This window comes from Bacillus sp. PK5-006 (assembly GCF_054161415.1).
Genome location: NZ_CP096414.1, coordinates 1555066 through 1570239, shown reverse-complemented (window position 1 = coordinate 1570239; position 15174 = coordinate 1555066). Strand labels below are relative to the sequence as shown.

The window sequence follows — 15174 nt, the reverse complement described above, 5'->3', positions numbered from 1 at the left end:
CCTCCTTGCTCTAATTTCGGATAAAGAGTGTTTCTCTTTTATATAAAGTAAATCCTTCACCATGACAAAACTAGTGACCATTCGTCACATTTAGATGTTCTTTTCTTTTCCTCATAGCAAAAAGACTGCCAATTACAGCAGCCTTTCGCCTTTTATTTCCATTTTACGAAATCAGCCATCGCCCGTTTGAAGAAAGTCCAAACGCTTGCCTTTTCCATTCCTTCTTTTGCTTCTACAGGGCTTTCATGCAGCACTTTTCCATCTTTTTTCAAGACGATCGTACCAAGTTCCGTTCCTTTTGAAAATGGAGCCTTGACATCATGAGACAATTTGATTTCTTTTTTGATCTGATCCACATTTTCGCCTTTTTTCGTTAAAAGGGAGATCGGTTCAGAAGTAACGAGCTGAATGTTTTTCTTTTTCCCTTTGCTCACTTTGACCTCCGCCACATCTTGCCCTCTTTTGTAAAGCGGATGAGTCGTATATTGACTAAATGCGTAATCTAACATTTTGACTACCTGAGCGTTTCTGTCTTTCGGCGTGCTTGCGCCAAAGACAACCGCAATGACGCGCATGTTACCTTTTTTAGCAGATGCAGTTAAACAGTATTTCGCTTCACCTGTAAAACCTGTTTTCACCCCATCGACCCCTGGATAAAATTTAATTAGACGGTTTGTGTTGACAAGCCAGAATTTTTTATCTGTGTTTTGCCGGAGATAGTCTTCGTAGACACCTGTGAATTTGGTGATTTGTTCGTATTTCAACAGCTCTTTTGCCATTATTGCCATATCGTGAGCTGTGCTGTAATGGTCTTTTTCAGGAAGTCCTGTTGGGTTTTGAAAGACTGTTGAGGTAAGGCCAAGCTCTTTCGCCCTTTTGTTCATCTGCTCAACGAACTGTTCTTCAGATCCTGCAATATGCTCTGCCATGGCAACTGAAGCATCATTACCTGAAGCAATCGCAATGCCTTTCAGCATTTCTTTCACGGTCATTTCTTCTCCTGGTTCAAGGAAGATTTGCGACCCTCCCATGGACGCTGCATAGTCGCTCGTTCTGACCTTGTCTGTCATTTTTAGTTTACCCTGATCAATGGCTTCCATGATGAGAAGCATCGTCATGATTTTGGTCATACTTGCGGGTGCAAGCTTTTCATCGCTGTTTTTGTTGTAAAGCACCTTTCCCGTGTCACGTTCTATTAAGATCGCTGATTTGGCTTCGTGTGCCAATTCTGATGTTTGTTTTTCTCCTGGTTTTTCAATCTTTTCTTTTGCTATCGCTGATGGTGAAACCATTGAGATAAGGATCATTAAAATAAACAATGCACATATATGACGTTTCAAGTGGCAGACCTCCATTATCGTAATCCTTTCTATTTTTTCCTCATACAGGCTGTTTTATTCAGAGATCGTATGATTACAAATAAAAAAGCCTTCTGCTTGGGTAGCAGAAGGCTTCTGGACACATGCTATGAAAGTTGTTTGACAATGTCTTTTACTAAATCAAGAAAACTTGCTTTCACTTTTTCCGTTACTTCGATCACTTCATCATGAGACAGCGGCTGATCCAAAATACCAGATGCCGCATTGGAAATGCATGAAATGCCAAGCACTTTCATTCCTGCATGACGCGCAACAATAACTTCTGGAACTGTCGACATGCCAACAGCATCTGCTCCAAGTGTTCTTAAGAAACGAACTTCAGCAGGTGTTTCATATGAAGGGCCTGTCATCCCTGCATAAACCCCTTGCTGTACAGATATGCCTAAACGCTGGGCTGTTTCTTCTGCAAGTGCCAGCAATTCTTTATCGTACGGTGCAGACATATCAGGGAAACGAACGCCTTGACTATCATTTGGGCCAATTAATGGATTGGTTCCCATCATATTGATATGATCTGTGATCAGCATGAGATCTCCTGGACGGAATGACGTATTCACACCGCCGGCTGCATTTGTGACAATGCATGTGTCAATGCCAATTTCTTTCATCACACGGACAGGAAACGTCACTTGCTTCATATCATATCCTTCATAGAAATGAAAACGTCCTTGCATCGCGCAAACGACAGTGCCTTTCAGCGTTCCGATCACGAGCTGCCCTGCATGTCCCTCTACTGTTGAAACAGGGAATCCAGGAATATCTTCATATTTTATTTTGATTGGATTTTCAATCTCATCTGCTAAAATGCCAAGCCCTGATCCTAAAATCAATCCAACTGTTGGTACATATGTCGATGCTTGTTTAATGTATGCCGCCGCTTCTGAAAACTGTGCTCCCACGAGATTTCCCCCTATTTAAGTTTAGATAAAAAGCTTGTTCCATATTTTGGCATCGCTATCTTGAAATTATCTGCAACGGTTGCCCCAAGATCAGCAAACGTTTTTGCTGTTGGCAGTTCATTTGCTTCCTGATGCTTTTTGCTGTAAGCAATGAGCGGAACATATTCTCTTGTATGATCTGTTCCGTGATGAACTGGGTCATTACCATGATCTGCTGTGATCACAAGAAGATCATCCTCTTTCAACAGGTCAAATACTTCAGGAAGACGCGCGTCAAATTCCTCTAATGCTTTTCCATAACCCTCTGGATCTCTTCTATGTCCGTAAAGAGCGTCAAAATCAACAAGGTTTAAAAAGCTGAGTCCTGTAAAGTCTGTTTTAAGTGTATCGACCAGCTTGTCCATTCCATCCATGTTTGATTTTGTTCTAAGAGATGATGTGATCCCCTCGCCGTCATAAATATCAGAGATTTTTCCGATCGCAATGACATCGAGTCCATCATCTTTCAGTTCATTCATGACTGTACGGTCAAATGGTTTTAACGCATAGTCATGACGGTTTGGCGTTCTAACAAATGCGCCAGGCTCTCCGACAAACGGACGAGCGATAATCCGTCCAACCATATATTTTTCATCTAATGTAAGTTCACGGGCAATTTCACAAATACGGTAAAGCTCATCTAATGGCACAACTTCTTCGTGCGCAGCAATTTGCAGCACAGAATCCGCAGATGTATAAACGATTAAATCACCTGTTTTCATGTGCTCTTCGCCAAGCTCATCTAAAATTTCCGTACCAGACGCAGGTTTATTTCCAATAATACCTCGGCCTGTTTTTTCTTTTAGTTCATTTAATAGTTCATCTGGGAATCCTTCTGGAAAGACTTTGAACGGTGTGTCTATGTAAAGACCCATGATTTCCCAGTGTCCTGTCATTGTGTCTTTACCGTTTGATGCTTCTTGCATTTTTCCATAGTACGCAAGCGGTTTTTCATCCGCTGGAATTCCTTTGATTTCTTTAATATGACTCAGCCCAAGCTTCGCCATATTCGGCATATGAAGCCCGTTCATTTTTTCAGCAATATGTCCAAGTGTATCTGCACCTACATCATTAAAATCAGCAGCATCTGGTGCTTCCCCAATTCCTACTGAATCCATGACGACGAGGAAAATACGTTTATACTGATAATCAGGCATTAAAAAGCGCCTCCTTCAATATTCTTGTCTTTTGACCTTACAAACAGTGAGAGGTCAGACATCTCAAGTATAAACCGTTTACAAGCCAGTTGACAACCATAAACGGTGTAAACATGAAAAAGCATGACACCCGTTCACTGTGTCATGCTTTACTTATGCCCTTGGATGGAATTTGTGATACACATCTTTCAGTCTTGTTTTCGTCACATGTGTATAAATTTGTGTTGTCGAGATATCGGCATGTCCGAGCATCTCCTGTACAGCTCTTAAGTCCGCACCGTTTTCAAGCAGGTGTGTAGCAAATGAATGCCTGAGCGTATGAGGCGTTAGTTCCTTTTGAATCCCTGCTTCGATGGCTCGTTTTTTTAAGTTCTTCCAGAAGCCCTGGCGCGACATTTTTTTCCCGTGATGATTGAGAAATAGGGCATCGGACGGCTGTTTTTTTAACAGCTTGCTTCTTCCCTTTTCGAGATATTCTTCAATCGCGCTTGTAGCAGCTTCACCGATTGGCACAATACGCTCTTTTCTTCCTTTTCCAAAACAGCGGACAAAGCCCATTGTGAGGTGTACATCGGCAAGGGTCAGATCCAGCATTTCACTGACGCGAATGCCTGTTGCATATAAGAGCTCAAGCATCGCTTTGTCTCGGTAGTCAAAGGGAGTGTGCTGATTTGGTGTATCAAGCAGCTTTTCGACCTCTCCTAATGATAGAACTTTCGGTAAAGTCCGCTCTGTTTTTTGCGTTTCAATATTCCAGGACGGGTCATCCGTTGTCACTTTTTCCCGAAGCAGAAATTGATGAAAGGAACGGATCGATGATAGATGCCGTACAGACGTTTTACTCGATTTCCCTTCCTCTTTTAGCTGCTTTAAATAATGAATGATATGCAGGCGCGTGACATCATTGATATCCGTCAGCTGTTCATGTGTCATTAAAAAAGACAAGTAGTTTTGTAAATCTCTTTTATAAGAAACAATGGTATTTTCAGAGAGTCCTCTCTCTACGGTCATAAAATGAATAAAGTCGGATAATTGATCGTTCAATGATTTCTACTCCCCGTTTTGATAAAAATAAATCAATCGATCTTGCCAATTGTCTTGATTCGGCTGATCCATTTCCATCACTTTAATTGCTGCACCCTCTGGTTTATCATAACGATGGTAGCTTTCATATTCTGAATTTATCCATATCATAGCATAATAGAACAGGACGGTAAAACCAGTGAACAAGATAAATACTTTGATCACTTCACCTGTTGTTTTGAGCCATTTTCGCATGATCTTCAAGTCCTTTCTCACCTTCTCATTACTTCAGCATATGCCAGGTGGGACAAGGAATATACAGCGAAAATGCAAAAAACCTCTTCATCTTAAATGAAAAGGTTCCAATTCGGATTATTTGCCGGATTCATCATCATGACACCGGTGGCAAATGCCGTGGAATGTCAATCTATGATCCTTAATTTTAAATTTCCAGTCACGTTCAATAATCTCTTCGACATCTTCTAATAAATCTTCTTCTATCTCATCGACTGTTCCGCATTCCATGCAGACAAGATGATGATGGAAGTGAGCGGCTCCTTCTTTGCGAAGATCATATCGCGAAACGCCGTCTCCAAAGTTAATTTTATCAACAACTTTCAGTTCAGTGAGCAATTCTAACGTCCGATAAACAGTAGCAAGACCAATTTCAGGAGACTTCTCTTTTACGAGGAGGTATACATCTTCTGCACTTAAATGGTCTTCTTCATTCTCAAGCAGTACTCTTACTGTGGCTTCACGCTGTGGCGTGAGCTTGTAGCTGGAAGAATGAAGCTGTTTCTTAATTCGATCAATCCTATTTTCCATTGACTTTCCCTCCTACGCCACATTACTTGATCATTATATCAAATGATGTGCTGAGAGCCAACTATAATCATTTTAAATTGATAAATAAATTGATTATTAATTAAGAACAATTATAAAAGAACACCTGCCAGCTTTTTCATCAGCATGAATGATATGTACGATTCAAAAAAAGACGAAAGTGCAGCAAGCGCTAAAATCATCAGCAGAACAGATGCATACCGGCCAAACCACTGGACGGGTGCTTGACTGATGGTTTTTTTCATGAAGAGCTGTCCAATGAGACGGATGGAAAACGCAATCGCACAAGTGCCAATTACTAAATAGGCTGGAATGAGTAAAATGTTTTGCGGAAGCACCGATACGAACGAGAGAAAAAATCCACTCAGCCCCATTTGATTCACGAGAAAACCAACAGTAAACCCCACAACAATTCCTTTTAAAAAGATCATAAGAAAGATAAGCGGCAGACCAACGATGGAGATTCCCAGAATCCACATAAGGCCTAAATATTTCATATGATGCAGGAAGCTTTGTAAAAACATTTCTTTTGATTCTGCTGCTTTCTCATTTGTCAGCTGACCAAAAAATTGATTTAAATAATAGAATAAATCCTCTTTCTGGCTGAATGTCATGCTATTGACAATGATGGCCCCGAAGATCACACCCATTAAAAAGAGTACAGAGACAAATAAATAAATCGAGAGATGATCTTTTACGTGCTGAAGAAGATGCTCCTTCCAAGACTTTTTCCGCATGTGTCTTCCTCCCAAATAGTAAGGTTACTAGATTCTATGAGAGAGATTACGAAACATGACAGTTTTATTGAAAGAAAAAAGAGAAAGCAGCCTGCTCACTGCTTTCTCTTTTTCATTTATCGTGCGGCTTTTTGTACGTTCACAAGCCCGGCACCATAATAAAAAGGTTCTCCAAGCTTTGTCGCCGTTTTTGACAATCTCTCGCGTACTTCATCGTTTGTCAGATTCGGATGTTTTGATAGAATGACAGCCGCAGCGCCCGCTACATGCGGTGATGCCATTGACGTTCCGCTCATGTAGCCGTATTCGTTATGAGGAATGGTGCTCAGCGTTGAAACGCCTGGTGCTGAGACTTCGATTTCCTCGCCAACTGATGAATCAAAGGCTCTTTGCTTTTTTTGGTCAACAGAAGCAACCGCCATCACTGAGCTGTATTTAGCCGGATAGTCAATCGTATTGAGAGAACCATAGCTTCCTTCATTCCCTGCAGAAGCCACAATGAGAATCCCTTTATCATACGCTCGATCTACCGCTTCTTTCAGCGCCTCAGATTCACTTGCTCCCCCCATACTAATATTGATGACATCCATGTCATTCTCAATGGCCCATTCAATCCCTTTTATGATCCAGCTATAGTAGCCGTCACCATTTTCATCTGCCACCTTGACAGCATAGATAGAAGCTTTTGGCGCAACACCAACGACACCTACCTTATTATCTAATGCAGCAATTGTGCCTGCCACATGCGTTCCATGTTCATGCGGATCAACAAGCGGATCAGACTCTGCCGGTACAAAGCTCACCCCGCCGGTGACATGTAAATCCTCATGTTTACCGTCGATGCCGCTGTCAAGAACGGCTACTTTGACATTCTGTCCAGCGTATCCTTGTTTATGTACCTTTTGTGCTTTGATGCTTTTGATGCCGTATGGAACAGTTTGACCGCTAGTTTTTGCTTTTTGGTCTTCCTCGATGAAGGTCACTTCTTTTGCTTCATTCAGTTTCTTTTTCGAAGTCTCATTCATTGACACTTTCATCATATCTATTTGCTCTATGGATTCTTTCACATGCCCGCCAGCTTCTTCTACAAGCTGTTTTTGTGTTTTGTCTTGAACGGAAGAAGAAAAGCCGATCATGTACTCTTTTTTTGCTTGCTCCTTTGCAGAAATATCTGACGCGCCAAACATGACCGATGCCACAAGCACACTTGTCATACAAAGCCCTGCTCCAAATGACTTGACGTTCACGATACTCACTCTCCCTTTCGTTTCTTTTTGTCATTTAACTACATTTTTAGACAAAAAGAAACGACCGTTTGTCCTATTTTTTAAAATTTTCCATTTATTTGATCTAGTTGTCACAAAAAAGCAAAATAAAAATGCTTATGATCCTCTTGATAGTGATCATAAGCATTTCGTCCTTTATGTTTTTTCATCATATGCTGCAAGGCTTCTTGTTTTGTTTTTGTCTTCCTTTCGTGTGTGCTAAAATGCGGCATGTTTCCTCTCGACAGTTCTGGATTTCGGCTGTGCTGCCTTTGGATATGCTCTCGTTTTTTCTTTGCTCTGCTTTTTCCCATTTGGCAAAACCCCTTTCGTTGACGTTATGATACACGATGTTCCATAAAAAAGATAGACGTATATCGTCTATCTTTCTGTTTTCACCATATCAAGATGCGGAATCCCATCTTCATCATAAACATCTGAGACGGCCTTGAAACCAAATGATTCGTAAAATGACTTCAGGTAGGCTTGCGCCTGTATTTTGACACTTGTTTCACCTAATTCACTAAGCTTTTCTAAAGCCTTGATGAGCAGCAGCTTTCCATAGCCTTTTTTCCGGCCGGCCTGCGTCACAAGAACGCGGCCGATGGACGCCTCTTTGTACATGATCCCGTTTTGGAAAATTCGGCAATACGCCACAATGACGCCGTTCTCTTTTGCGATGAGATGAAGCGCTTCTTTGTCCCTGTGATCAATTTCAGGGTAAGGGCATGTTTGTTCTACAACAAACACGTTGACTCTTTCCATGAGAATCAAGTAAAGATCCTCTTTTGACAATTGTTCAAATGTGTGACATGTCCATTTAATGTGACTCATGATTGATATCCACCTTACCGTACACTCCGCCTCCACCAGCGATGAGTCCGACTTCGCCCTTCCTTGCTTTGATGATGTAGCCCGCTGTCTTTTCTGGCAGAACGGCTTTTAGTTCTTGTTCTGTTGCTTGATGTAAAATATTCATCTCTGTGTGAAACACGGCTTTTAGCTTCTCCAGTGTTTTAGGTCCAACTCCCGGAATAAACTGAAGCGGAAGCTGATGAACATAAGGAGGTCTCGTTCTTTTTTCACTTTCTTGGTCAGCAAGCTCTTCTAAACGTTCACTTACTCCTTTTGTCATCCGTGTATGTCCGCATACATGGCACTCTTTTTGATCTGGTGCGTGAGGTCTAACCCCGCATTTTTCGCAGGTCGTATGATAATACTTCCCAAGCCGCGGAGCAAGCCCATAATTTCCTGTGACAGCTCTACCATCTTTTTCTTCAAGGGCTAGCTTGAATTCGGCAAAAGAGGCATGATCCATTTTGATTTTTGTATATTCTCGCGCGATTTTCCCTAAAGAATGAGCATCTGAATTCGTTAAAAAGGGATACCGGTTCAGCTCACTCAGCTGAGACGCCATTGACGTATCACAGCTAAGACCAAGCTCAACAGCATCAATAAGGTCAGGATCAAATACTTCCGTTAAAGAAGTGTTGACCCCTTTGCCGTATAGACTTTTATGCGGCGTGAAAATATGAGCAGGAATAAACAATCCTCCCAGCTCCTTAACCTTGCGCTGAAGTGTTTTCCCATCAACATAGAGGCGCTGTGAACTCAAATGCACATTTTTCATATGAAGCGAAAGCCATGCGGAAAACTCAGACATTTTGTGTAGTGTGGGCATAAATGCCAGCACATGAATTGGACCCTTTGAATAGTCATCATTGATTTCTAATTCACTGCCCAAAAGCAGCACTGTCTCTCCAAATGATAGACCGCCGTCATTTAGTTCAGTGTACCTGCCTTCCTCTACACCTTCTATTAATTCTTCTAGGACTTCTGGAGATTGTGCATCAATCACACCAATCATCCCCATCCCTTTACTTTCTGCTGCTTCAATAAGAATTTGATCAATTGTCAGTGACCTTGCACCTGTAATTTTGACAGCTCTGCCTGTTCTTGTTCTGCCAATATGGATATGGATGTCTGCAAAAAATTCCTTCATTTTGTTGACTCAAGTACCTCTTGCAGTTGTAAGTACTGAATGGCATAGGCTGTTTTTGCATCATAAATATGCTGCTCTTCAATGAGGTGCAAGGCTTCTTCTAATGAAACTTCCATTACTTCGACAAATTCATCTTCATCCAGCTCTCTTTTTTCTTCAAGCGGAACTAGCTGATCTGCTAGATAGATGTGAACAATTTCATCTGCAAAACCAGGTGATGTATAAAAGGCCGTCAGCTTTTGAAGCTTCTGAGTTGTATATCCTGTTTCTTCTTCTAATTCTCTTAATGCTGTATGTGCCGGCTCTTCCCCTTTTTCTAGTTTTCCGGCCGGAATTTCAACGATGGCTCTCTCTAGTGCTTTACGGTATTGTTTGACCAAGATGATTTTATTTTCGTCTGTACGTGCAATGACGGCTACTGCACCAGGATGTTTAATGATTTCGCGTTTGCCTTGTTTTCCATTAGGCAATTCTACATCTTCAAGAACCAAATCAATGATTTTTCCGTTGTATAATTCTTTCGACGATAATGTTTTTTCTTCAAAGTCCTTCAATTTTGTCAGCTCCTCGTTCTACTTTCACTTTTTACTTCATTTATTTTAACATAGATGATTTAAGAGAAGCGAAAAGCGAAACGCTTGCTTCAATGCGCCATTTGAAATCACCTAGCTTGAATTCCTGATTTTTTTCACTTAATGTGAAAGGATAGGAGTGTGATGGAATTGAAAAAAAGACGAATTGGCACCTCAGATCTCTTAGTGAGCGAGGCGGCACTAGGATGCATGTCTCTTGGGACGGAAAAAGAAAAAGCGCTCTCTTTATTAGATGAGGCCATTGATCTCGGAATTAACTATTTGGATACAGCCGATTTATATGATTTTGGGACAAATGAGGAAATTGTCGGGGAAGCCATTAAAAACAGACGGCAGGATTTGATTTTGGCGACAAAAGGCGGCAACCGCTTTGAAAAAGGCAAACCAGGCTGGGACTGGGATCCTTCAAAAGCGTACATAAAGGAAGCAGTAAAACAAAGCCTCAAGCGGCTTCAAACAGATTATATTGATTTATATCAATTGCACGGAGGCACGATTGATGACCCCATTGATGAAACGATTGAGGCTTTTGAAGAATTAGTAGAGGAAGGCGTTATTCGCTATTATGGCATTTCATCTATCCGTCCAAATGTCATTAAAGAATATGCCAAAAAGTCCAATATCGTAAGCGTGATGATGCAATATAGTTTACTCGACCGCCGCCCAGAAGAATGGTTCTCACTTCTTGAAGAACAAAGCATTAGTGTCGTCGCAAGAGGTCCTTTAGCGAAAGGATTATTAACTGAAAAGCCACTTTCTCAAGCAAGTGCAGCGATTCAAAAAAACGGCTATCTTCAATATTCATTTGAAGAGCTCCAGCAGATCATTCCTTCTTTAAAGAAAGTCGCTTATGACCTATCACTCACTGAACTGTCCATTCAGTATATACTGAAACATTCTGCGGTCAGTTCCGTTGTATTTGGTGCAAGCTCAGTGGATCAGTTAAAAGAAAATATAGCAGCAGCAAATGCACGTTCATTAAGTGACCAAGAAGTCAAAGCATTAACTTACTATACAAAACCATCTGTGTATGAGGCGCACCGGTTCAAATAACAAAAAAGATCACATGATGTGATCTCTCAGATTGTAGAAGAACTCATGTTTTTCTACAATCTTTTTATTTTAGCGTATGTATGATGCTAGTGTTTCTCTATTAAAAATGAGGAGGGGCTAAAAGCCCCGTTGTCCTTATCTTGCACTTTCATAATATGCATAATTTCCAGATTTGCCTTTAAGATAAAATGTAGTACCAAAGCGACTGAAACTATTTGCAAAAGAACCATTATCTGAATACATACATAGCCGATTACTTGCGCCTTTAAAAGGGGTTACAGAACAATCTACAATTGAAGTAGCCTTTGTACTCAAATCAGCATTCGTTAAATCATTTGTAGCAAGAGCTTGTCCAGAAACAGGTAAAAGCAATCCTAAAGATAAAGCGACTCCAGCCATTGTTTTTCTCAATTTCATGTGAATCATCTCCATTCCCAAATTTTGTAATACACCTTCATTATAAGGAGAATGATCCTCTATCAAAAGGGTCTTAATGACCATATTTTCAATAAAAAGGAATTTAAATAATTCAATACTCACCTTTTTACTTCTATCTTAAACATAAGTTATGGGATTTCGTTCGTTTGACTGTAGATATCATACTGTCACAATTCTGAAATGAAGTGATGTGAAGAGGGAAGAAGCGCTTTTCTCTTTAAGCACTTCTATGTTTCTGCTGTAGATCTATCTTAAAATGATGGTATGAAAAAAAGAGAGCATCATCGCCCTCTTTTTTAGCTTTTATACTTTCTCCAGTCTAAATGGCTTTCATCTAGCAGCTCTGAAAAGCTTTTGTTTTTTTCTTTTTCTTTCTGCTGCCGAAGGAGGTCTTGTCGTTTTTGTTCTTCTCTTTTTTCTGTTTCGACGGCAAGGTTCTGCTTCATTTGAAGAAGCTGCTGTTTGACATCATCGTTTATGCCATCCTTTAATTTCGCTTGATCTTGTTTGGTCTTTTTCATTGTGCCTCTCTCCTTTTGACTTAGTGTATCATCCGTTTTATTTTCTGAGCAAGAGGCACGCCAATCTCCCAAGATGTGGTATGATCGTCATAGAAAAAACTCCGGAAAGGAAGAATCGGCTAGATGAAGAAATGGATCGCTATATTTGCCTTCATATTATGTCCACTCGCTGCAATCGGCATTTTTTTCACCAATAAAATGATGTATATTCGAAAATTAACGGTTGAAGAGCTCATCAAACGAGAATCAGATGGAGGCCATTATCATCATGAGGAATTTCAACAGCTTAAAAAAGAGAAAGTGTGTATTCCTTCAGCATTTGGTTATGATCTCCATGGCTATTTTGTGCCGTATCCACATACAACACGCACAATCGTCCTTTGCCACGGTGTTACAGTCAGTTTGATTAACTCCGTTAAGTATATGAAATTATTCCAAAAGCTCGGATGGAATGTGATGCTTTATGATCATAGAAGACATGGGATGAGCGGCGGAAAAACCACGAGTTATGGATATTATGAAAAAGAAGATCTAGCAAAGATCGTAAAGTGGCTCAGACAAAAACTCGGAGAAAGTGCCATCATTGGGATACACGGGGAATCAATGGGTGCAGTCACGACCTTGTTATATGCTGCAAAGCCGGAAGCAAACGCCAATTTTTACATAGCAGACTGCCCTTTTGCTTCTTTTGAGGACCAGCTTCTTTATCGATTAAAAACAGATTTTCGCCTTTCAGGAGAGTGGATTCTTCCACTAAGTGATCAAGTGTTAAAATGGCGGGACGGATACCGCATCCGGCAAGTTTCCCCTCTTGATGTGATTGATCAGGTGAAAGAACCTGTACTTTTTATTCATAGCCGCCATGACGACTATATCCCCTGTGAGCAAAGTCAGCAGTTATATGCACGAAAAAAGGGCGACAAACAGTTATTTATTGCGCCACACGGTGCGCATGCAATGTCTTTTAGCGAAAATAAGGAAGCTTATGAGCAAGAAATTCAAGCATTTCTTCAAAGATTTGAATTGAATGAAAATAAAAGAGGAGAATGAACAGCAGTTCGTCCCCTCTTTTTGAGCTAACTTATACGATAGTCACCACTGTTGTATGGTGTCTGCCCGCAAGCTCCATATGGCTCTCTTCCGATTGCTGCTGACTCATGACCGATAATCCTGCAGTTGCTGCCAATAAAAGAACTATCAAACTCGTTTTCATATAAATGACCCCCATTTTGGATTTTTGATATGGCTTGAATTTTCCTTTCGTAAAACCGGGTAGATACTTCAAACAGTCCAAGCTCATTGTAATAATGAGCCGCATCAAGTGCCAATTCCTCAATATCTGGGTATAAGCGCTTGTCCTCGAGCAGGTCTAATGTATCGTCTATGATTGTTATGTCTGCATCAACGTATAATGCTTTTAAGAACTGAAATTTGCAGATGTAAATTTCATCTTCTAATTCACAGGCCTTCATAATACCTTGTTGATAGAGGGTTAACGACTCTTCTATTTGTTTTTGTTTAAACAGGATTTGTGTCAGCATAAATAGTGGGTCTAGAGAGCGATTAAGATGGGTTAAATTCTCCTTTTCAAACACTTCAATAGAGTCTTTCAGATAACGGCTTGCTTCCGCAAGATCGTTCATTTGATAATAACAGTTACCTAAGTTGAAAAGGGCCGAACCTATGACTCGAGGGTTTCCAATTGAGCGTGCTCGCTTTAGAGCATTTTTAAAGTAGGGCAATGCATGTTCATAGCATTTCAAATCATCATAGTTTGCACCAATGACAAATTCACAGTGGATGATTCTCAGCGTGTACGTTCTGTAGGCAGAATACGTATCTAACGCTTGCAAGGCATAGTGCATCGAAAAGTGGGTTTGTTTCATGTGGTAGTAAATTTCTGCTAATTTAAAGTAAAATTCTGCTCTTTCTATATCATCTGATATGAGATTGAGCTTTTTTTCTGCTGAGCGGTAATAAGCAATGGCACTTAAATAGTTTCTCTGTTCAAATTCAAACATTCCTGTGAAAAAATGAACATAGTATTCAAGCATATCCGTTAATTTCGTTTGTGAATGTTCAATCGTTTCTAGCAAATTCTTAATCTCTTCATCATTCGAGGCTTTCTTTGCCGGTTCAAAATATTCAAGCATCACCTTGTGGCGAAAATCCATCAGCTGGTAAAACAATAACAAGTTTTGATCCTGCTCCATCTCCAGGATTTCCTGCTCGATCTCCGCCTTCAGCTTCTCTGCTTTCATCACATGAAATCCGCAAATCTGCCTATACCATTCGTTTATTTTGATTCCAACCTGAGGCGATGACAGCTTGAGCTTCAATTCACTTTAGCACCTCCCTTCTCATATACGATACATGTTGTATTCTATCACATTTCCTCGAATGGAAGAAATATGAAATGTCATTTTTCGCAAAGTTTTCGGTATCCCGCAATTAACGCTACAAATGCCTATTTTTCGGCATTTACAGCCATTATTTTTTTATTTCCAGCTTGCTCATTTTGTCGAATTGTTTGTTGAAAAACGGCTTTTTCCGTTCCCAAAAGATCATTTTCCGGATTAGACAGCCATGCGGTTTGATGAGATGATGAACGCACGAAAAAAACCCTTCCGAAAAAGGGCTTTTATAATACATCTGTTACTTGGTCCATATTCTCTTTGATCCAATTGACAGCTAATTCGAGCGTTGGAAATTCTTCTGTTTCAAATGTGACTTCATCCTGAAGAAGCCAAACGTCCTTTTTCACCGAATCCATTCCACCTATTGACCAGTGCAAAAGGCTATAGGGATGATTGTTATTTAAAAACGACACCCATGTTTTATTTTGTGCCGTATTTTGTATCACTTTTAGCTTTTGATCCACTACATTTCCACCTTACTTTACAAGTATACCCATTCTCGGGCTGAGTATTTGTTGAGGACTTTTCAACATGAGTGTGTTGGCTTTTTCGTTAAAATCAATCGTCATTTCCTCGTCAAAAAAGACCTTTTGTGCTGTGTGTATGTACAGCTTAAAGAGCTGATTATGCTTGAGTTCTTCCCATTCGCCTGTTCTTTCACCTGTAAGCCAAATCATTGGGACACCGCTTACCGCACAGCCGCACCCATCTGAATCATATCGAAGGAGCAGTTCTTTTGTTTCATGCCCTGCTTGTTGTTTTGTAAGGAACGCTGCTGCTGGTTCTGTTATATGAATATACATGCCGA

At 40.5% G+C, this 15174-nt stretch carries 20 protein-coding genes; 2 read left to right on the top strand and 18 right to left on the bottom strand.

Going from position 1 to position 15174, the window contains the following annotated elements:
• Nucleotides 1–152 precede the first annotated feature (152 nt).
• The 12 genes from M1D84_RS08165 to M1D84_RS08110 form a co-directional block, all read right to left on the bottom strand.
• Nucleotides 153–1307 (bottom strand): D-alanyl-D-alanine carboxypeptidase family protein, encoded by a 1155-nt coding sequence (locus M1D84_RS08165; RefSeq protein WP_370880883.1) that lies wholly within the window; start codon nt 1305–1307, stop codon nt 153–155.
• A 158-nt stretch (nt 1308–1465) separates the two neighbouring features.
• Entirely contained in the window at nt 1466–2278 is an 813-nt protein-coding gene (locus M1D84_RS08160) for a purine-nucleoside phosphorylase (protein ID WP_056767204.1), read from the bottom strand.
• A gap of 11 nt (nt 2279–2289) precedes the next feature.
• Nucleotides 2290–3474 carry a phosphopentomutase gene (gene deoB, locus M1D84_RS08155; RefSeq protein ID WP_024422869.1) on the bottom strand — a complete coding sequence of 395 codons (1185 nt, stop codon included), beginning with the start codon at nt 3472–3474 and terminating at the stop codon, nt 2290–2292.
• Nucleotides 3475–3627: 153 nt separating this feature from the next.
• Entirely contained in the window at nt 3628–4518 is an 891-nt protein-coding gene (gene xerD, locus M1D84_RS08150) for a site-specific tyrosine recombinase XerD (protein WP_458106435.1), read from the bottom strand.
• A 6-nt stretch (nt 4519–4524) separates the two neighbouring features.
• Nucleotides 4525–4752 carry a YqzK family protein gene (locus M1D84_RS08145; protein WP_024428058.1) on the bottom strand — a complete coding sequence of 76 codons (228 nt, stop codon included), beginning with the start codon at nt 4750–4752 and terminating at the stop codon, nt 4525–4527.
• Nucleotides 4753–4869: 117 nt separating this feature from the next.
• Nucleotides 4870–5322 (bottom strand): ferric iron uptake transcriptional regulator, encoded by a 453-nt coding sequence (fur, locus tag M1D84_RS08140; RefSeq protein ID WP_024422872.1) that lies wholly within the window; start codon nt 5320–5322, stop codon nt 4870–4872.
• A 110-nt stretch (nt 5323–5432) separates the two neighbouring features.
• A complete protein-coding gene (gene spoIIM, locus M1D84_RS08135) occupies nt 5433–6077 on the bottom strand; it encodes a stage II sporulation protein M (RefSeq protein ID WP_024422873.1) in 645 nt (214 codons plus the stop codon).
• A 116-nt stretch (nt 6078–6193) separates the two neighbouring features.
• Entirely contained in the window at nt 6194–7324 is a 1131-nt protein-coding gene (locus tag M1D84_RS08130) for a S8 family peptidase (RefSeq protein ID WP_133744168.1), read from the bottom strand.
• 110 nt (nt 7325–7434) lie between these two features.
• Entirely contained in the window at nt 7435–7656 is a 222-nt protein-coding gene (locus M1D84_RS08125) for a hypothetical protein (protein WP_024422875.1), read from the bottom strand.
• Between the two features lie 67 nt (nt 7657–7723).
• A complete protein-coding gene (locus tag M1D84_RS08120; protein WP_133744169.1) occupies nt 7724–8176 on the bottom strand; it encodes a GNAT family N-acetyltransferase in 453 nt (150 codons plus the stop codon).
• Nucleotides 8163–9344: a TIGR00375 family protein gene (locus M1D84_RS08115; protein WP_133744170.1), complete on the bottom strand. Its 1182-nt coding sequence runs from the start codon at nt 9342–9344 to the stop codon at nt 8163–8165. The genes M1D84_RS08120 and M1D84_RS08115 overlap by 14 nt, the downstream gene beginning before the upstream one ends.
• Nucleotides 9341–9898 carry an NUDIX hydrolase gene (locus tag M1D84_RS08110; RefSeq protein WP_133744171.1) on the bottom strand — a complete coding sequence of 186 codons (558 nt, stop codon included), beginning with the start codon at nt 9896–9898 and terminating at the stop codon, nt 9341–9343. Before M1D84_RS08110 ends, M1D84_RS08115 begins: the two co-directional genes overlap by 4 nt.
• Before the next feature lie 168 nt (nt 9899–10066).
• On the opposite strand from M1D84_RS08110, the gene M1D84_RS08105 reads away from it, so the two are divergent.
• Nucleotides 10067–10990, top strand: coding sequence for an aldo/keto reductase (locus M1D84_RS08105; RefSeq protein ID WP_270127884.1), 924 nt, complete (start codon nt 10067–10069; stop codon nt 10988–10990).
• Between the two features lie 135 nt (nt 10991–11125).
• Here M1D84_RS08105 and M1D84_RS08100 read toward each other — a convergent pair whose 3' ends face one another.
• Both M1D84_RS08100 and M1D84_RS08095 read right to left on the bottom strand, forming a co-directional pair.
• Nucleotides 11126–11530, bottom strand: a complete 405-nt coding sequence (locus M1D84_RS08100; RefSeq protein ID WP_224426704.1) for an antimicrobial peptide LCI — start codon at nt 11528–11530, stop codon at nt 11126–11128.
• A gap of 194 nt (nt 11531–11724) precedes the next feature.
• A complete protein-coding gene (locus M1D84_RS08095) occupies nt 11725–11949 on the bottom strand; it encodes a YqkE family protein (protein WP_024422881.1) in 225 nt (74 codons plus the stop codon).
• A gap of 123 nt (nt 11950–12072) precedes the next feature.
• Between M1D84_RS08095 and M1D84_RS08090 the strand changes: the two genes are divergently transcribed.
• Nucleotides 12073–12999, top strand: a complete 927-nt coding sequence (locus tag M1D84_RS08090) for an alpha/beta hydrolase (RefSeq protein ID WP_458106434.1) — start codon at nt 12073–12075, stop codon at nt 12997–12999.
• Between the two features lie 26 nt (nt 13000–13025).
• Here M1D84_RS08090 and M1D84_RS08085 read toward each other — a convergent pair whose 3' ends face one another.
• The 4 genes from M1D84_RS08085 to M1D84_RS08070 form a co-directional block, all read right to left on the bottom strand.
• Nucleotides 13026–14288, bottom strand: a complete 1263-nt coding sequence (locus tag M1D84_RS08085; RefSeq protein WP_024428051.1) for a response regulator aspartate phosphatase — start codon at nt 14286–14288, stop codon at nt 13026–13028.
• 128 nt (nt 14289–14416) lie between these two features.
• Nucleotides 14417–14563 (bottom strand): hypothetical protein, encoded by a 147-nt coding sequence (locus M1D84_RS08080; RefSeq protein WP_155762198.1) that lies wholly within the window; start codon nt 14561–14563, stop codon nt 14417–14419.
• A 27-nt stretch (nt 14564–14590) separates the two neighbouring features.
• Nucleotides 14591–14830 (bottom strand): YqkC family protein, encoded by a 240-nt coding sequence (locus tag M1D84_RS08075; protein WP_024422884.1) that lies wholly within the window; start codon nt 14828–14830, stop codon nt 14591–14593.
• 12 nt (nt 14831–14842) lie between these two features.
• On the bottom strand, nt 14843–15169 hold the full coding sequence (locus M1D84_RS08070; RefSeq protein ID WP_024428050.1) for an iron-sulfur cluster biosynthesis family protein: 327 nt from the start codon (nt 15167–15169) through the stop codon (nt 14843–14845).
• Nucleotides 15170–15174 lie beyond the last annotated feature (5 nt).

Bases quoted from the DNA above. Each gene is read 5' to 3' on its own strand.
- fur (WP_024422872.1), bottom strand. From the start codon at position 5,322: ATGGAAAATAGGATTGATCGAATTAAGAAACAGCTTCATTCTTCCAGC.
- M1D84_RS08115 (WP_133744170.1), bottom strand. From the start codon at position 9,344: ATGAAGGAATTTTTTGCAGACATCCATATCCATATTGGCAGAACAAGA.
- M1D84_RS08125 (WP_024422875.1), bottom strand. From the start codon at position 7,656: ATGGGAAAAAGCAGAGCAAAGAAAAAACGAGAGCATATCCAAAGGCAG.
- M1D84_RS08095 (WP_024422881.1), bottom strand. From the start codon at position 11,949: ATGAAAAAGACCAAACAAGATCAAGCGAAATTAAAGGATGGCATAAAC.
- M1D84_RS08070 (WP_024428050.1), bottom strand. From the start codon at position 15,169: ATGTATATTCATATAACAGAACCAGCAGCAGCGTTCCTTACAAAACAA.
- spoIIM (WP_024422873.1), bottom strand. From the start codon at position 6,077: ATGCGGAAAAAGTCTTGGAAGGAGCATCTTCTTCAGCACGTAAAAGAT.
- M1D84_RS08145 (WP_024428058.1), bottom strand. From the start codon at position 4,752: ATGCGAAAATGGCTCAAAACAACAGGTGAAGTGATCAAAGTATTTATC.
- M1D84_RS08090 (WP_458106434.1), top strand. From the start codon at position 12,073: ATGAAGAAATGGATCGCTATATTTGCCTTCATATTATGTCCACTCGCT.
- deoB (WP_024422869.1), bottom strand. From the start codon at position 3,474: ATGCCTGATTATCAGTATAAACGTATTTTCCTCGTCGTCATGGATTCA.
- M1D84_RS08120 (WP_133744169.1), bottom strand. From the start codon at position 8,176: ATGAGTCACATTAAATGGACATGTCACACATTTGAACAATTGTCAAAA.
- M1D84_RS08165 (WP_370880883.1), bottom strand. From the start codon at position 1,307: ATGATCCTTATCTCAATGGTTTCACCATCAGCGATAGCAAAAGAAAAG.